This window comes from Okeania sp. KiyG1 (assembly GCF_014132355.1).
GTDB lineage: Bacteria > Cyanobacteriota > Cyanobacteriia > Cyanobacteriales > Microcoleaceae > Okeania.
The window spans coordinates 58,093-75,024 of record NZ_BLZO01000109.1 but is presented as its reverse complement, the minus strand read 5'-3'; the positions used below and the strand labels follow the sequence as shown (position 1 = coordinate 75,024).

Genomic DNA, 16,932 nt, shown 5'->3' with positions numbered 1-16,932 from the left:
AAGATGGAACATTTTTTGATACCGAATTAGAAGGTTTGGATATAATTTAGCCTTAACAAATATTAAACTAACGTAAGCATTCAGCCGTCAGCTATCAGCTTCATTAGCTTGAATTGTATAGATTAAAAACTCAAAGCAAGTCTTTCTGGTGCTTAAATTTTTCAATTTATGGGTAGAAAATGTAGTATGAGTTAAACAAAATTTTACTTCATTCATTAAAGCTGTTTGCGCAGTATTCCGCACCGAAGAGCTGACTGCTAATAGTTGAATGCTTACAAAATTGCTAACGCAATGACATAGTTATAAATTTTATTATCTACTTATTTAATTATCCTAAAAACATTTTAACTAATTAGATTATGATTGTAGAACAAAATAAGAAATCTCCACCTAATCAAAGCCAAACCACTGGAAATATCGAGATTTCTGGTAACGAAAATGATATTAATTTTGTGAATTCAGCAAATAATGTAAATATCGATCAATCTACTCATAATTATGGTAGTTCTGAAAAGATTATTCAGCAACCACTGATTAAAAAATCCCCGTATAAAGCACTAAGTAAATTTAACTTTCAAGATAGACAATACTTTTTTGGTCGGGATGCTTTAATTACTAAATTATTTACAGCAGTCAATCAAAGTAGCTTGACTTTGCTTTTGGGAGCTTCTGGAACTGGTAAATCATCAGTAGTTCGTGCAGGTGTAATTCCTAAATTCAAGGAATCTATAGAACAAAACAATAAATTTTATGATTTTATTTTCACACCGGACAAAAACCCTTTTGAATCTTTATATCGCTGTCTTATCAATGACGAAAAAGACTATAGTTTCAGCAGTTATGAGGCAGAAATTGCTTGCAAATCCGAAGTAAATACACTAAATGAAGTTATTACTATCTTAAAAAAAGAGGATGAACAATGGCTAATTTTTATAGACCAATTTGAGCAATTATTCACCCGTTGCCATGACCTAGAAAAACGAAATAATTTTATTGAAAATATTGTTAATGTTACTAACTCTCAAAATAATTCTGTAAAGATTATATTGGCAATGAGGGCTGATTTTTTGGAGCAGTTAAGTTCTTATCCAAAACTAGGGATAATTGTCAATCAAAATAATCTTCATCTGGTAACAGATATGCACCCAGATGAACTAAGACAGGCAATTGAAGAACCAGCAAGCAAGAATGGAGTAGTTTTTGAAGAAGGGTTAGTTGAACAAATTATTAAAGAGGTAAAAGGACAAAAAGGTTATCTTCCCTTATTACAATACACTTTAGATTGTCTCTGGTGTGAGTGTCTGACTATTGGTTCTGATGGTTATTCTAATATTAAAGACCGCATTTTAAATAAAGCAACTTATGCCAAATTGGGGGGAGTAAGGGGTGCACTACAAAAGCAAGTCAATAGTATTTATGATCATCTGGACCAAGAGGGACAGTCAGCCACTAAACAAATATTTATTAAACTGGTAACCATTGTTAAAAATGATTGGGGGAGTACAACAGTTAGCAGAAGAGCTAATCGTAGTGAATTTGTCGGTGAATTAGTAAATAATACTCTTCTAAGGTTTATTGATAAAAATTTGCTGGTTAGTAGTGATGAAAATTTAAGCGCAACAAACTTACAAATTACTAAGAATAAAATCACAAAACAATCGGCAACTGTAGAAATTAGCCATGAGATTTTGATCTCTTCTTGGGATAAGTTAAAAAGCTGGATTGAAGAGGAAAAGGAAACTATTCTTCTCAAAAATTGGCTGGCGAGTGAAACAAGACGATGGCAGAAAATTCGCGACTCGGATGAGTCCAAAGCAAGCCAAGAACTGTTAAAAGGCTCTAGATTAAAGCAGGTTGTTGAGCTGAGGAAGAAAGATTCGTTTAAAAATGTTGGTGGCTTAAGATCGGAGGAAAATGAATTTATTGATGCCAGTGTGGCAGAAACTGAGCGCCTCGAACAAGAACGGGAAAGCTTAAGAAAACGTATTCTTTTTGGACTAATTGCTGGCTTGATCGGTGCATTAGGGCTGTCAGGATTTGCTGGGTTACAATGGCGGCGTGCTGTTGTTAGCAACTCAAATATCACAATGAAAAATGACTTTGAGCATCTAAAAGCCAGTTTCAATTCCACTCAAACTTGGGATACACTGATTGAGGGTATTAAACAGGGGAAAAAATTAAAAAATGCTGGTTGGGCAGAAGCTCAGACTCGACTATTAGGTGCAGATACGTTACGACAGATAATTTCTTGGCAGGGGAAGATGGAATATAATCGCCTAAATCATGACGGAGAAGTGATTAGCGTAGTATTCAGTCCCAAAGGAGACCTCATTGCTACTGCAGGTGGTGATGGTATTACTAAACTATCGAAACCAGATGGTACTTTAGTTGCAAACCTAGAACATGGCAGAGGAGTCTATAGAGCAGTCTTTAGTCCTAAAGGAGATCTAGTTGCCACTGCGAGTCAAGATAATACTGCCAAAATTTGGAATTCTTCTGATGGTAGCTTAGTAAAAACCTTAAATCACGATCGGGAAGTTAACAGAGTAGTATTTAGCCCCAAAGGAGACCTAGTTGCCACTGCAAGTAAAGATAACACTGCCAAAATTTGGAAATCTGATGGTACTTTCGTAAAAACTCTAACAGGACATACAGAAGAGGTTCGCAGTATTGCATTCAGCCCCAAAGGAGACCTCATTGCTACTGGTAGTTTTGATAACACTGTCAAACTCTGGAAATCTGATGGTAGCCTAATAGCAACTCTTAAGGAACATAACGGTAATATATATGATATTGAATTCAGCCCCAAAGGAGACCTCATTGCTACTGCTGGCGGTGATGGCAAAGTTAAACTCTGGAAACCTGATGGTAGTTTAGTAGAAACCCTTGAAGGACATAATAATAAACTCGTCTTAGACCTTGCCTTCAGCCCTAAAGGAGACCAAATTGCTTCTGCTGGTTATGATAACACTGTAAAAATCTGGAACACTGACGGTACTCTCTCGACAACTCTTAAGCATAGCGATCGAGTCTATAGTGTTGTGTACAGCAACGACGGCGAACAAATAGCTAGTGCTAGTGATGATAATACCGTTAAAATTTGGCAGGCTGATGGTACTCTTGTAGACACTCTTGAAGGACATAAGGAGAAAATTTATAGCATTGCTTTCAGTCCTAAAGAAAATTTGATTGCTACTGCTAGTGCTGACGAAACAGTAAGACTTTGGAACATTCTTCCTTATCAACACACATTCGGAAAAAGCCAACTTGATAATTATCATTGTAGACGTGTTGCCGTTAGTCCCAACAACCTCATTGCTTTGGGTTGTTATTACGAAAATACACTTCAACTCCGAAAACTTGATGGTACTATAATACAGCCCAACATCACACACAATGATTGGGTGACAGATGTTGCCTTTAGTCCTAACGGTGAGTTGATCGCTACTATCACCCATAACGGCAAAGCCCAACTATGGAAACCAGATGGTACAAAAGTTCTTGAGCTGACCGATCAAGAATTACGCGATCGCAACTCTTATAATATTACCTTCAGTCCCAAGGGAGACCTAATTGTTGCGGGTCTAAACAGAAAAATTAAAATATGGAAAGCTGATGGTAGTTTGATCACAGAAATAGACACAAAACATGGCCATGAAGTTACCGATGTTGCCATCAGTCCCAAAGGAGACCTAATTGCTACTGCTAGTCTTGACGGGGATGCTAAACTCTGGACATTTGATGGAAAGCTAGTAAATACATTTAAAGAACATAGAGGCTCTATTTACAGTATTGCTTTCAGTCCCAAGGGAGACCTCATTGCTACTGCCAGTCGAGATAATACTGTCAAACTCTGGAAACCTAACGGAACTGTCAAACATAGCTTGATAGGTCATACTGGTTCAGTACTTGGTATTGCTTTTAGCTCCAAGGGAGACTTAATTGCTACAGCAAGTAACGATAAAACAGTCAGAGTCTGGAAACCTGATGGCACTCCACTACTTACCCTTAGTGGCCATGAACAGAAGGTTGAGAGTCTAGCTTTTAACCCCAACCGTAACCAGATAATTTCAATTAGTGATGATAAAACTATCAGACTATGGAATTTAGACCTTGACGATCTATTAGCAAGGAGTTGCAACTGGGTGGATAACTATCTCAAAAGTAGACCTGAAGACTACCCCAACAAGCATCTCTGTGATGATGTTAAACCTTCAGCCCAACTTTTTCTAGAAAAAGGTAACAGAATAGTTACCAGTAATGGTAATGTTGATGGTGCTGCTGCTCAATACCGAGAAGCATTAAAACTAGATCCTAACTTGAAATTTGACCCATTAACAGAAGCCAAAATGATTGCAGCACCAGGTGTGCGCGATGAAGGAGGAATATTAGCAAGAAAAGGTAAAATCAAGGAAGCAATTGATGCTTATAATGTGGCTCAAGAGTACCATCCCAAATTACAAATTCTTGGCAAGCATTGGGATATACTTTGTCGATATGGTAGTTTATATGGTCATGCTAATGATGTCTTGTTTGCTTGTGACAATGCAGTAAACCTTGAGCCAAAAAATCCCCAGTTTAGGGATAGTCGAGGTTTAGCTAGAGGATTAACTAATAATTTCCAGGGTGCTGTTGCAGACTTTGAAGTGTTTATTCAGCAGGTGGAAAACTCAGAGCAAAAAGTACAACGGTCGCTTTGGGTTGAGTCGCTGCAAAAAGAAGAAAATCCCTTTACACTAGAGGTATTAGAGAAGTTGCGTTAGGATTAAGAGATAATTAGGGTTTGCTGATTAAATATAAAAGTCTTTACATATAAAGGTTTTAGCCTTTTTAAGTATCAAAAAGTGCGAGGTTTTAGGTGGTAATGGTTCAATTAGGAGCGGATTTTGGTCAAGAGTTGGACAGAAAAATCAAAGAACAATTCTTCCTACTATCTCCTTTATAATTCCCCGTTCCTCCTGACTCCTGACTCCTGACTCCTCCCCTGACTAAAAGACTTCCATAAGCAAACCCTAATTATACCTATATTCTTGAAACTTTTTGGTGTTGACTTTTATCCATGAAAAAAATAGCTTACCTTGAATGTCCCACTGGTATTGCAGGCGATATGTGTCTGGGTGCTTTAGTTCATGCGGGTGTTCCCCTAGAATATCTGATAGAAAAACTCAATCTTCTCGGCATTTCCCAGGAATATCAGTTAAGCACTGAAAAAGTGCATCGCAATGGTTTACTAGCTACGAAATTTCATGTCAATCTAATTTCTGCAAATCCTGAAAATGGGGAACCTCTGACTTTTGACCACCACCATCATCATTCTCACCATTCAGATAATGACCAAAGTACAGAACAACACAATCATTCTCACCACCGTCATTTGCCAGAAATTGAAGCATTAATCAAAAAAGCAGGATTGCCCCGACGTGCTGAAGCTTGGAGTTTGGCTGTATTTCACAAATTGGCTGAAGCTGAAGGTGCCGTACATGGTATTGCCCCAGATAAGGTACATTTTCATGAAGTAGGGGCAACTGATGCCATTGTTGATATTGTGGGAACTTGTTTAGGATTAGATTGGTTGAATATTGACCAATTATATTGTTCGCCTTTGCCCACTGGTGGGGGTACTGTGAGGGCGGCTCATGGTCGGTTACCTGTACCTGTACCAGCAGTGCTAAAACTTTGGGAGTTGCATCAGGTTCCTATTTATAGTAATGGCATTGAAAAAGAATTGTGTACTCCTACAGGTAGCGCGATCGCTTGTACTCTTGCCAGTAATTTTTGCTCGCCACCGTCAATGTCTCTACAATGTGTGGGTTTGGGTGCGGGTTCTCGCGATTTAGCTATTCCTAATATTCTACGTTTGTGGATCGGAGCAGGGGAGGTTAATACTCCACATTCTCAACTTACAGAATATCATTCTCCCAGTTCCCCAGATCCACACCTGGAAACTGTAATGGTGTTGGAAACTCAAATAGATGATTGTACTCCTCAAGCGATCGCTTATACTTTTGATGCTCTGTTTGCAGTAGGTGCATTAGATGTTTTTACCCAACCTGTGACAATGAAAAAATCTAGGTTAGGAGTGTTACTTACTGTGGTTTGTCTACCGGAAAAGTTATCTGTTTGTGAGGAGGTAATATTTCGAGAGACTACAACTCTGGGTATTCGTCGGTCTACTCAAAAACGGGCTATTTTGGAGCGAACAATTAATCAGGTGCAGACAGACTATGGAGCAGTGCGGTTAAAAGTGGCAAAGATGGGAAATCAAATTGTGAATGTGCAACCTGAATATGAAGATTGTGCCATATTAGCTAGACAGCAGAATATTCCTTTGATGGAAGTACAGAAAATGGCATTACAAGCTTGGTACGAATAATAATTAATAATTAATAATTAATAATTAATAATTAGGGCTTGCTGATTAAATCTAAAACCATTGACAGATAAATTCTTTAGCCTTTTTATATCTAAAAAAGTGTCTGTTTTTCAGTTTAAAATGCTCAAAATTCCTCGTTTCTCCTAATGGGACTTACACAAAATAAAGCCAGAAAATAGGCTTAAATATAGATGGGCAGAGGCTTTTACCTCAAAAAGGTATAAATCCTGAATTACCGAAGAATTAAGAATTAAATAATTAAATAATTAAATAATTTAGGTTTAAAGCCTCCCCTTTCAAGGGGAAACAAGAAAAAATTTTCCTTTTATTCAATCCTCTTCCTTTTAGGGAGAGGTAATTATCAATTATCCATTATCAATTATCAATTATTGAACAAGGGTTCTAGGCATTTTTAAGACATCGACGTAATTCCCTTATCTAGACTGATTTTGAAGCATTTTTCCTACCAAAAAATGTCTAAGTAGGGCTTGCTGAATAAAGCTAAAAATCAGGCTAGTTAAGGTAATGGAGCTTTTTATATTCAATTTATCTCCTAAGTTATTGGCTCTTATTTGCATCAATTTGCTGAAATTTTCTGCTGAAATTCAAGAAAATTTATTCACATAAAATGGCGAAACCATTGTCTGTTCCCCCGTCTCCGCGTCCCCGCGTCTCCGCGTCTCCGTGTCCTACCCCCACCAACCAATTTATTCAGCAAACCCTAAGTACCACTAACTACTCCCCTACTCCCCTACTCCCCCACTCCCCTACTCCTTAAAAAGACTTTTTCAAGAATTTAGAATTAAGAATTTAGAATTTAGAATTACCTCTTCTTTTCAAGGAGAGGATTGACGAACAGGAAAATTTTTATTTATTATCCCCTTAAAAGGGGAGACTTTAAACCACAATATTTCGGTAAGGAAGGGAGAAAGGGAAAATTTGAAGAATATTCTCTTGAGATAAAATAAAATTTTTATTATGGCTAATTAATGAGACTAGATATGAAATTATTATATTAATCAAACACTCAACAACTGTAGATATCTACATATTTTGAATGAAAACAAATAAATTAGAATCTTACAGCATCCTACCTCTAAGTTTAATCTTAGGCTCATTTACCATAACACCCGCTTTCTCTCAACCCATAACTCCGGCAAACGATGGTACAGGTACAATTGTCACACCACAGGGCAATCAATTCAACATCGAAGGTGGCACTCATAATGGCGCTAACCTCTTCCACAGTTTTGACCAATTCAACGTTAATTCTGGCCAAACCGCAAATTTCCTGACAACCCCAGATACCCGCAACATTTTAGGGCGAGTTACAGGAGGAAATGCTTCCATTATCAACGGTATAATTCAAGTCACCGGGGGTAACTCCAACCTTTTCTTGATGAACCCCGCAGGCATAATATTCGGCCCAAACGCCAGGCTAAATATACCCGCCTCATTCAGCGTTACTACCGCCACAGGTATTGGTTTTGACAACAACAACTTCTGGTTTCAAGCTATGGGAACAAACGACTATTCAAATTTAGTCGGAAACCCCAGTGGTTATAGATTTGACGTATCAAACCCAGGCGCAATAGTTAATGAAGGAAATTTAAACTCTGGAGAAAATTTAACCTTATTAGGCGGCACGGTTATTAATACAGGAGAACTCTCTACAACAAATGGAAATATTACCATTGCCGCAGTAGAAGGCGGTAGTGTCTTGAGAATATCTCAACCAGGACATTTATTAAGTTTAGACATAGACTCCAAAATAGAAGATATTTCTAATTTAGACACTTTATCTTTACCAGAATTATTAACAGGTGGAGCCGAAACAAACGCCACATCCATAATTGTTAATAATAATGGTGAATTGGTATTAACAGATAATACAATAATTGCCGATACACCAGGAAATGTATTTTTATCGGGAAATATAGATTTATCAAATCAAAATTCAGAAAGTAATTTTCTTGTTTTAGCTAACAATGATATAACAGTTAATAATTTAATAGAAACTGCTGGGTTTGTCGAATTAACAGCAGGTAAAAGTATTAATATAAATGGGGATATTAACACATCAATTGGTAATAGCAATATTGACATATTTGGTAATAATGATGAGATGAATTTGACTAACCGTTCTGACGGGAAAGCTTCGATCAATCAATTAGATGGAACAACGTTAAATGCTGGCAGTGGCACGATTAATATTGAGTTGGGAAATTTAGGAGATTTAGGAGATATAAATCTGGCTTCTTTAACCACAACAGGAGAAGTTTTAGTTAATGCTAATGGGGGAAATATTGCGAGAGTTTCTGATAGTTCAATTATTAATGCGGGGAGTGTTTTATTTCAAACTTCAGGGGATGGAGGAATAGGTTTAACTGATGCACCTTTGCGGTTGGATGTAGAAAATTTAGAGGCAGTTAGTGGCAGTGGAGGAGTGTTTTTTGATGTAGGAAATGTGAATATTGGTAGTGTGAGTGAGGATGTGGATGGTATTGTTACTGCTGGGGGAGATATAGATATTAAGAGTGATGGAAATGTGACATTAACGGAGACTATTTCTACTATTGAAACAGTGGAGAATAATTCAGAAGCAGAAATATCCCCCCCTTCGCAAGGGGGGTTAGGGGGGATCGAAGCAGTTGAGGCGACAGAAAATACAGAAATTACTGATACAAGTGGTTCGATAAATATTGAAGCTACGGGAGATATTGTTGCTACGGGTAGTGGAATAAAAGGTGGTGGTGAAAGTGTTTCTTTGTCTGGGAAAAATATTACGATAAATGATGAATTTGAGGAGACTTCTGGGGATGCGGATGTTAAGTTGGAGGCGAGAAATGATATTACTGTGGAGGATATAGAGGATGATGTGTTGGAATTTAAGTCTGGGGGGGGAGAGATAGAATTTCGTGCGGATGTGGATGGGGATGGAATAGGTGTTGTGGAGATGTTGGATAATGAGGTAGATGTTGGGAGCGATCCGAATACCTTTGAGAATGGGGCGGATACTATTAAGACCAATGGGCGGAATTTGACTATTGCTGGTGCTGGTATTGTTTTGGGGAATATTGATACATCTTGGTTGCCTGTTTATTCTGGTGGGGATATGTTTATTCCAGTAGATGCTGTTTATGGGTTTAATGTTGAACTTGACAGCGAAGGTAATATTATTATTGAAGGGGAACCCTATTATATTGCTAATATTGAAGGTAAACCTTATTTGGTACAGACTTCATTGGATAGTAATAGGTTAGTAGACGGGGGGAACACCACAATAACTACCGGAGGTAATATGACTATAGCATCTGTTAATTCCTCTTCTTATGATGGGGATGGTGGAACTATTGCTCTGAACGCCGGAGGTGATATCACTACAACATCCCTCAATTCCTTTTCCTTATCCTTGGGAGGCAACTCAGGAAATGGGGGAGCCATTTCTATAGAGGCCGGAGGCGATATCACTACAGCATCTCTCAATTCCTCTTCCAGTGTAAATTCCTCTTCAAACTTTTCAAATGGAGTCAAGCAAAACAATAGGAAATTCGTTTCTTTATCTGTGAGTGTTAATAGCATTTCAATGGGAGCTAACATCACCAATTCCTTGCCAGGCAATTCAGGGAATGGGGGAGCCATCTCTGTGTCCGCAGGAGGCGATATCTCTACAGCATCCCTTGCTTCCTTTTCCAATTCGCAGAGAGGCAACTCAGGGAATGGGGGAGCCATTTCTGTGTTTGCAGAAGGCGATATCTCTACAGCATCCCTTGATTCCTCTTCCGCATCATCAAGCAATTCAGGAAATGGGGGAGCCATTTCTATAGAGGCGGGAGGCGATACCTCTACAAGATCGCTCAATTCTTATTCTAATTCACTTGGCAATTCAGAGAATGGGGGAGCCATTTCTCTTTCCGCAGGGGGTGACATTTCTACAGAATTTCTTGATTCCTCTTCTGTATCATCAAGCAATTCAGGGAATAGTGGAGCCATTTCTCTTTCTGCAGGGGGTGACATTTCTACAGAATTTCTTGATTCCTCTTCCGCATCATCAAGCAATTCAGGAAATGGGGGAGCCATTTTTATAGAGGCGGGAGGCGATACCTCTACAGCATCGCTCAATTCTTATTCTGTATCATCAAGCAATTCAGGGAATGGGGGAGCCATTTCTATAGAGGCGGGAGGCGATACCTCTACAGCATCGCTCAATTCTTATTCCTTTTCGTATTCCTTTTCAAATAGTGGCAATTCAGGAAATGGGGGAGCCATTTCTATAGAGGCGGGAGGCGATACCTCTACAACATCGCTCAATTCTTATTCCTTTTCAAATAGTGGCAATTCAGGGAATGGGGGAGCTATTTCTGTGTTTGCGGGAGGCGATATCACTAGACTAGCAATCAAAACATTCTCATTCGGAACAAATAAATCAGGGAAAGGTGGAGACGTGAACATTACCACCAACAACCTCAGCAACGCAGAAATACTCACCCTATCTACCCACTCCAATTCAGGGGAAGTGACAATAGAAAGTCAACCACAAGGAAATCTTCTACTTAGTGACTCATCTATCATTACCAGTAAACAAGTAAGTATAAAACTTAGTGAAAATGAAACAATACAAATAGACGTAGGAGCAACCCAAGGCCAATCAGGCCCCGTCTCCATCCTCAGTTCAGGCAACATCAACCTCAACAATGTCACCATTGAAAGCGACACCAAAGGCGACCAACCCGCCGGAAACGTCAACATCTACAGCCTCGGCAACATCACCCTCGACAACACCGACATCCTCAGCACCACCAACGCCCAAGGTGATGCAGGCCAAATAACCTTAGAAACTGACCAAAACATCCAACTCACTAACAGCAGCAGACTCCAAGCCAGCACAGAAGCTACCGGAAACGCAGGAACCATCAACATCCAAGCCAACAATCTCAACCTAGACCAAAACACCAGCCTAATTACAGAAACCACAGGCGCAGGCAACCCAGGTTCCATAACCATCGAAGCCCAAACCCTAGACATCGGGCAAGATGCCCAAATCAGTGCCACAGTATTAATAGGCTCAACCAGCACTGGAGACGGAGGCCACATCACCATCAACACCAACGAACTTAATATCACAGGCAAACTCGGAATATTCGCCGAAACTGAAGCCAGCGCCAATGCAGGTATCCTCACCCTTTCACCCTACAAAGACAACCCAGACCTAGACATCAACTTCAGCAATGATGGCTTCATCTCCGCCTCTACTTCCTCCACAGGTAACGGCGGCAACATATTTATCTCAGCCCCAGAAAACATAGACATCTCAGGGGAAGGCTTCATTGCTGTAGAAACATCAGGCACAGGCAACGCCGGAATTATCGACATCCAAACAGAAAACCTCACCATATCGAATGGAGTAGCCATATCCGCCTCCACAGAAGACAAAGGTAACGCAGGTCAAATCAATATAAACACCACAAACTTCACCCTAGAAAAAGGCACAAGTCTCACCACCGAAACCAACAGCGCAGGCAAAGCAGGAGACATAGAAATAACCACAGAAAAACTCACCATCGGCGAAAACGCCCAAATAAGTGCCACCGCCAGAGAAGGAGCAAACAACACAGAAGCAGGAGGCAACATCAGCATCAACGCCAACGAACTATTCATCTCAGGAAAACTCGGAATATTCGCCGAAACAGCAGGAGAAAGCCCTGCTGGAACCCTCACACTCAACCCATATAGGGAAGGGAACCCACCCCTAACCCCTCCTGGGAGCGGAGAGAACCCACCCCTAACCCCTCCCAGGAGGGGAAATTTTGACCCAGACCTCAATATTACATTCACAGAAAAAGGCTTCATATCCGCCCGCACCACATCCACAGGAGACGGAGGTAACATCTATATATTTGCCCCAGAAAATATCAACATTTCAGGAGAAGGAAAAATCTCAGTCGAAACCACAGGTAAAGGCAACGCAGGCACTATCGACATCCAAACAGAAAACCTTAACCTATCAGAGCAAGTAGCCATAAGTGCAGAAACCAACAGTGCCGGAAAAGCAGGAGACATCAACATCAACTCCCAAACAGTCACCATAGGTAAAGGTACAGAAATAAGTGCCACAGCAGGAGAAAAAGCAACTAACAATGAAGGAGGAGGCAACATCACCATCAACACTAACGACTTATTAATCTCAGGAAAATTGGGAATATTTGCCGAAACTGAAGGAAAAGCCAAAGCAGGAACACTTACTCTCAACCCCTATAGGGAAGGAAACCCACCCCTCGCCCCTCCCCCTCCCAGGAGGGGAGATGGAGACCCAGACCTCAATATTACTTTCACAGAAAACGGCTACATCTCCGCCCGCACCTTCTCAACTGGAAACGGAGGCGACATCAACATCAAAGCTCCAGAAAACATCAATATTTCCGGTGAAGGTAGAATAACAGTAGAAACTGAAGGAGCTGGCAACGCTGGCACCATCGACATCCAAACAGAAAACCTAACAATAGCAGAAAACACAGAAATATCAGCATCCACATCCGATAGCGGAGACGGAGGCAGAATTAATATTAACCCTACTCAAACATTCCAACTAGAAGGTCAAATACTAACAGAAACCACAGGTACAGGAAAAGGAGGCACCATCACCATCAACACAGGAGAAATGAACGCCCCCAACAGCACCATTTCGGCCAAAAGCACCGACGCTGGAAACGCAGGCACAATAGATATCACTGCCCAAGAAAATATTACCACAGGAATTATTACCTCCGAAGCCAACAATAAAAAAGAAACTGCCGACGGAGGCAACATTAGTATTGTCAGCGAACAAGGAGAAATTAATGCTACTCAACCAATTCAATCATTTTCCGAAGGAGCAAACGCTGGAAATGTCACCCTCCAAGCAAAAACAGACATAATAACCAATACTATTAGTTCCCACGGACAACAGGAAGGCGGTCAAATAACTATTATATCAGAAACTGGAAATATTGACACCAGCAATGGTGACTTTCTTGCCAACTATTCAGGAGGAGGCAACGCAGGCAACCTTACCCTAGAAGCACCCCAAGGAAATATTACCACCGGCAACATCTACTCCTTTGCTGACGCCGACGGAGGTCAAATAAGTATTAAAGCAGGAGGCGACATTAACATCAAAGAAAACAGTAATATTATCTCAGCATCTGAACCCCCAGAGGGGGAGAGGGGGAGCAGGGGAGTGGGGAGAGGGGGAGATATTATTCTCGAAGCAGGTAACAACATTAACACCACAACTGCCATGATATATTCCGGTGCAGACGACGGCGACACAGGAAAAATTAATATTATTGCAGAAGGCGCAATAGAAACAGGTCAAATAGACCTAGCATCAGGTTTTGTCAGAGACAGAGTAACAGTCAACGAAAACTTCACCCTAATTCCCGTACCGCAAGGAGAAGCTACCCAAGGAACAGCAGGAGACATCACCCTTAACAGCAACAACAGCACTATAGACACCACTGCCGGAACCATAAACTCCCGTTCTCCAGACGGCACCGGAAATATTACCCTCAACGCCAGAGGAAATATTACCACAGGCAAACTGGAAGCAAGCGCCCTCAACCCCAACCAACCTACCACAGGCGGAGATGTCAACATCACCAGTGAACAGGGAGAAATTAATGCTACCCAAGCAATAGAAACATTCTCCCAAAAAGGTACAGCAGGAAATGTAAATATTACAGCAGAAGGTCATATCCATATAGATACCATTTTGTCTCAGGGAATGGAGCAGGGAGGTGATATTACTATCAATAGTTATAGTGAAAACAGTATAGATGCAGCAGGAGCATTAAATACATATTCTGATGAAGGTATTGCTGGAGATGTCACTCTTACATCCCCAGGCAGTATTAATATTAGCAGTATTCGTTCCCAAGGAATGAAAGAAGGAGGTGATATTACAGTAGAAAGTGAAATTGGAGAAATTTACTCCACAGGTGATATTGACTCCTACTCAGAGCAAGGAAAAGGAGGAAACGTAGAAGTTAACGCCTCAGAAAGTGTAACATTAGCAGATGTATCATCTTATGGCATGACAGAAAGTGGTAATTTGATAATTGAAAGTCGCACAGCACAAGTGGAAACAGGAAATGTTGAGACACAAGCAGACGGACCAAGTGGCAACGTCATAATTAATGGCAGTCAAATAACCACAGGAAACTTAAGTTCTTTAGGTACGACCAGTGCAGGTATTCTCCAACTAGAGGCAACTGACGGTTCCATCACTACTCTCGACTTGAGCTCAATTGCTTCAGAAGGAGGAGCAGGAGGTATTGATATAGATGCACCGGGAGATGTAACAACTGAAGACCAAACTGTCATTTCAGAGGATGGACCTGCTCAAATTGATATTGACACCCAAGGAAGTTTAAAAGCTGATACTCAGACAGCAGAAGCAACTAATGGAGATGCGGAGATTAATAATCAAGTAGATGGTAAGATTGATATAGATAATCAAAATGCTATTTCCGACGGTGGAAATGCTACTATTGACAATACAGGACAAATTATCAATATAGACAATCAAAATGCTATTTCCGACGGTGGAAATGCTACTATTGACAATACAGGACAAATTATCAATATAGATAATCAAAATGCTATTTCCGACGGTGGAAATGCCACTATTGACAATACAGGACAAATTATCAATATAGATAATCAAAATGCTATTTCCGACGGTGGAAATGCTACTATTGACAATACAGGGCAAATTATCAATGTAGATAATCAAAATGCTATTTCCGACGGTGGAAATGCTACTATTGACAATACAGGGCAAATTATCAATATTCCAGAGCAAAGAGCGATCGCTCCAGACGGAACTGAAACAATTACTAATACTGAAAGGAGCAACACTACCACACCCATAATTCCTACTCAGACAAATTCTATTTCTACTAATAACCCTATTCTCAGAGTAGAAACTAACCCCTCCACAACAGTAGATCTAGCAACAGATACCTCTAATAACCCTATTCTCAGAGTAGAAACTAACCCCTCCACAACAGTAGATTTAGCAACAGATACCTCAGTAACTATCCCTGTAAACACCACTCAAACTAATATTAACACTAATAGTAATCAGTCCCAACAAACACTGATAAATAACAATATCATCCCAATTACTACCCCCAGTAACAACAATCAAACAACCAACACAACAACTGCAAAAAACCATACAGAATCATCTATCAACAATACCACAAACACTCAACAAATATTAAACATAATTGACACTCCTAATACCAACCCTCTCACAGTAGCAACAGGTTCAAAACAAGTAGTAACCATGTTAGAACAAAACCGTACTAACGAATATTCTAATTACTTTGGTAAAGATTTCAACGAACAATTTATCAGTACAAAAAATGTTCGAGATATCTTAACTGATATGGCCTATCAAACAGGAAAAGAATCTGCAGTTGTTTATATTAATGCCTATCCCGAACAATTACAAATCATTTTATATACCAAATCCGGTCAACCAATTATTAAAACGATTGCTAAAGTAGACCGCCAAAAACTTATGGAAGTTGTGCTAGAATTAAAAATTAAAGTTACAACTCTGAATTACCGTAATACTGATAAATATCTCTCACCAGCACAAAAATTATATGATTGGTTAATCGCACCTATATCCGCAGAATTAAAAGCAGCAAATATTGAGACTTTACTATTTAGTATGGATGAAGGTTTACGAACTTTACCTGTTGCTGCATTACACGATGGAAAACAATTTCTCATAGAAAAATACAGTCTCAGTTTAATTCCTAGTGTGAGTTTAATGGATACTAACTATCGCCCACTTCAAGATACTCAAGTATTAGCAATGGGAGCTTCTGAATTTATTGAACAAAACCCCTTACCAGCAGTACCTGTAGAATTAGAAAATATTGCGCAACATTTATGGCAAGGTAATATGTTCCTCAATGAAGATTTTACTCTTGATAATTTAGTTATTCAAAGAGAAAGTAATCCTTATCCTATTATTCATTTAGCTACTCATGCTAATTTTCGCCCAGGAAAAGCCAGTAATTCTTATATTCAATTGTGGGGAACTGAACAAATAAAGTTAAATGAAATGAGAGAACTTGGTTGGAATGAACCTGCTGTTGAATTGTTAGTATTATCAGCTTGTCGTACTGCAATAGGGGATAGAAATGCGGAATTAGGTTTTGCGGGGTTAGCGATAGCAGCAGGAGTGAAGTCAGCGTTAGCTAGTGTATGGTATGTGAATGATGAAGGTACATTGGGGTTAATAACGGAGTTTTATAGTCATTTGAATAATGTCAAGATTAAGGCAGAGGCATTGAGAAAGGCGCAGTTGGCCATGTTGCGGGGAGAGGTGGTTATTGCAGATGGGGAGTTAAGGGGAAGTGGAGTGCGTGGAGTAGTGCCGTTACCTCCAGCGTTAGAAAATATAGAGAATTATAATTTATCTCATCCTTATTATTGGGCAGGGTTTACTATGGTTGGTAGTCCTTGGTAGATAGGGGTTCTTGAGGACACGGAGAGGA

The 16,932-nt window shown here is 39.8% G+C and carries 3 protein-coding genes; all 3 read left to right on the top strand.

The genetic code is table 11. The annotated features are described in order from the left end of the window. Window positions 1-359 precede the first annotated feature (359 nt). Window positions 360-4,763 (top strand): hypothetical protein, encoded by a 4,404-nt coding sequence (locus SAGCYANO_RS25680; RefSeq protein WP_202222678.1) that lies wholly within the window; start codon window positions 360-362, stop codon window positions 4,761-4,763. A 296-nt stretch (window positions 4,764-5,059) separates the two neighbouring features. Next, window positions 5,060-6,373: a nickel pincer cofactor biosynthesis protein LarC gene (gene larC, locus SAGCYANO_RS25675; protein WP_202222677.1), complete on the top strand. Its 1,314-nt coding sequence runs from the start codon at window positions 5,060-5,062 to the stop codon at window positions 6,371-6,373. A gap of 1,057 nt (window positions 6,374-7,430) precedes the next feature. Continuing rightward, window positions 7,431-16,904, top strand: coding sequence for a CHAT domain-containing protein (locus tag SAGCYANO_RS25670; protein WP_202222676.1), 9,474 nt, complete (start codon window positions 7,431-7,433; stop codon window positions 16,902-16,904). Window positions 16,905-16,932: the final 28 nt, after the last annotated feature.

Bases quoted from the DNA above. Each gene is read 5' to 3' on its own strand.
- SAGCYANO_RS25680 (WP_202222678.1), top strand. From the start codon at position 360: ATGATTGTAGAACAAAATAAGAAATCTCCACCTAATCAAAGCCAAACC.
- larC (WP_202222677.1), top strand. From the start codon at position 5,060: ATGAAAAAAATAGCTTACCTTGAATGTCCCACTGGTATTGCAGGCGAT.
- SAGCYANO_RS25670 (WP_202222676.1), top strand. From the start codon at position 7,431: ATGAAAACAAATAAATTAGAATCTTACAGCATCCTACCTCTAAGTTTA.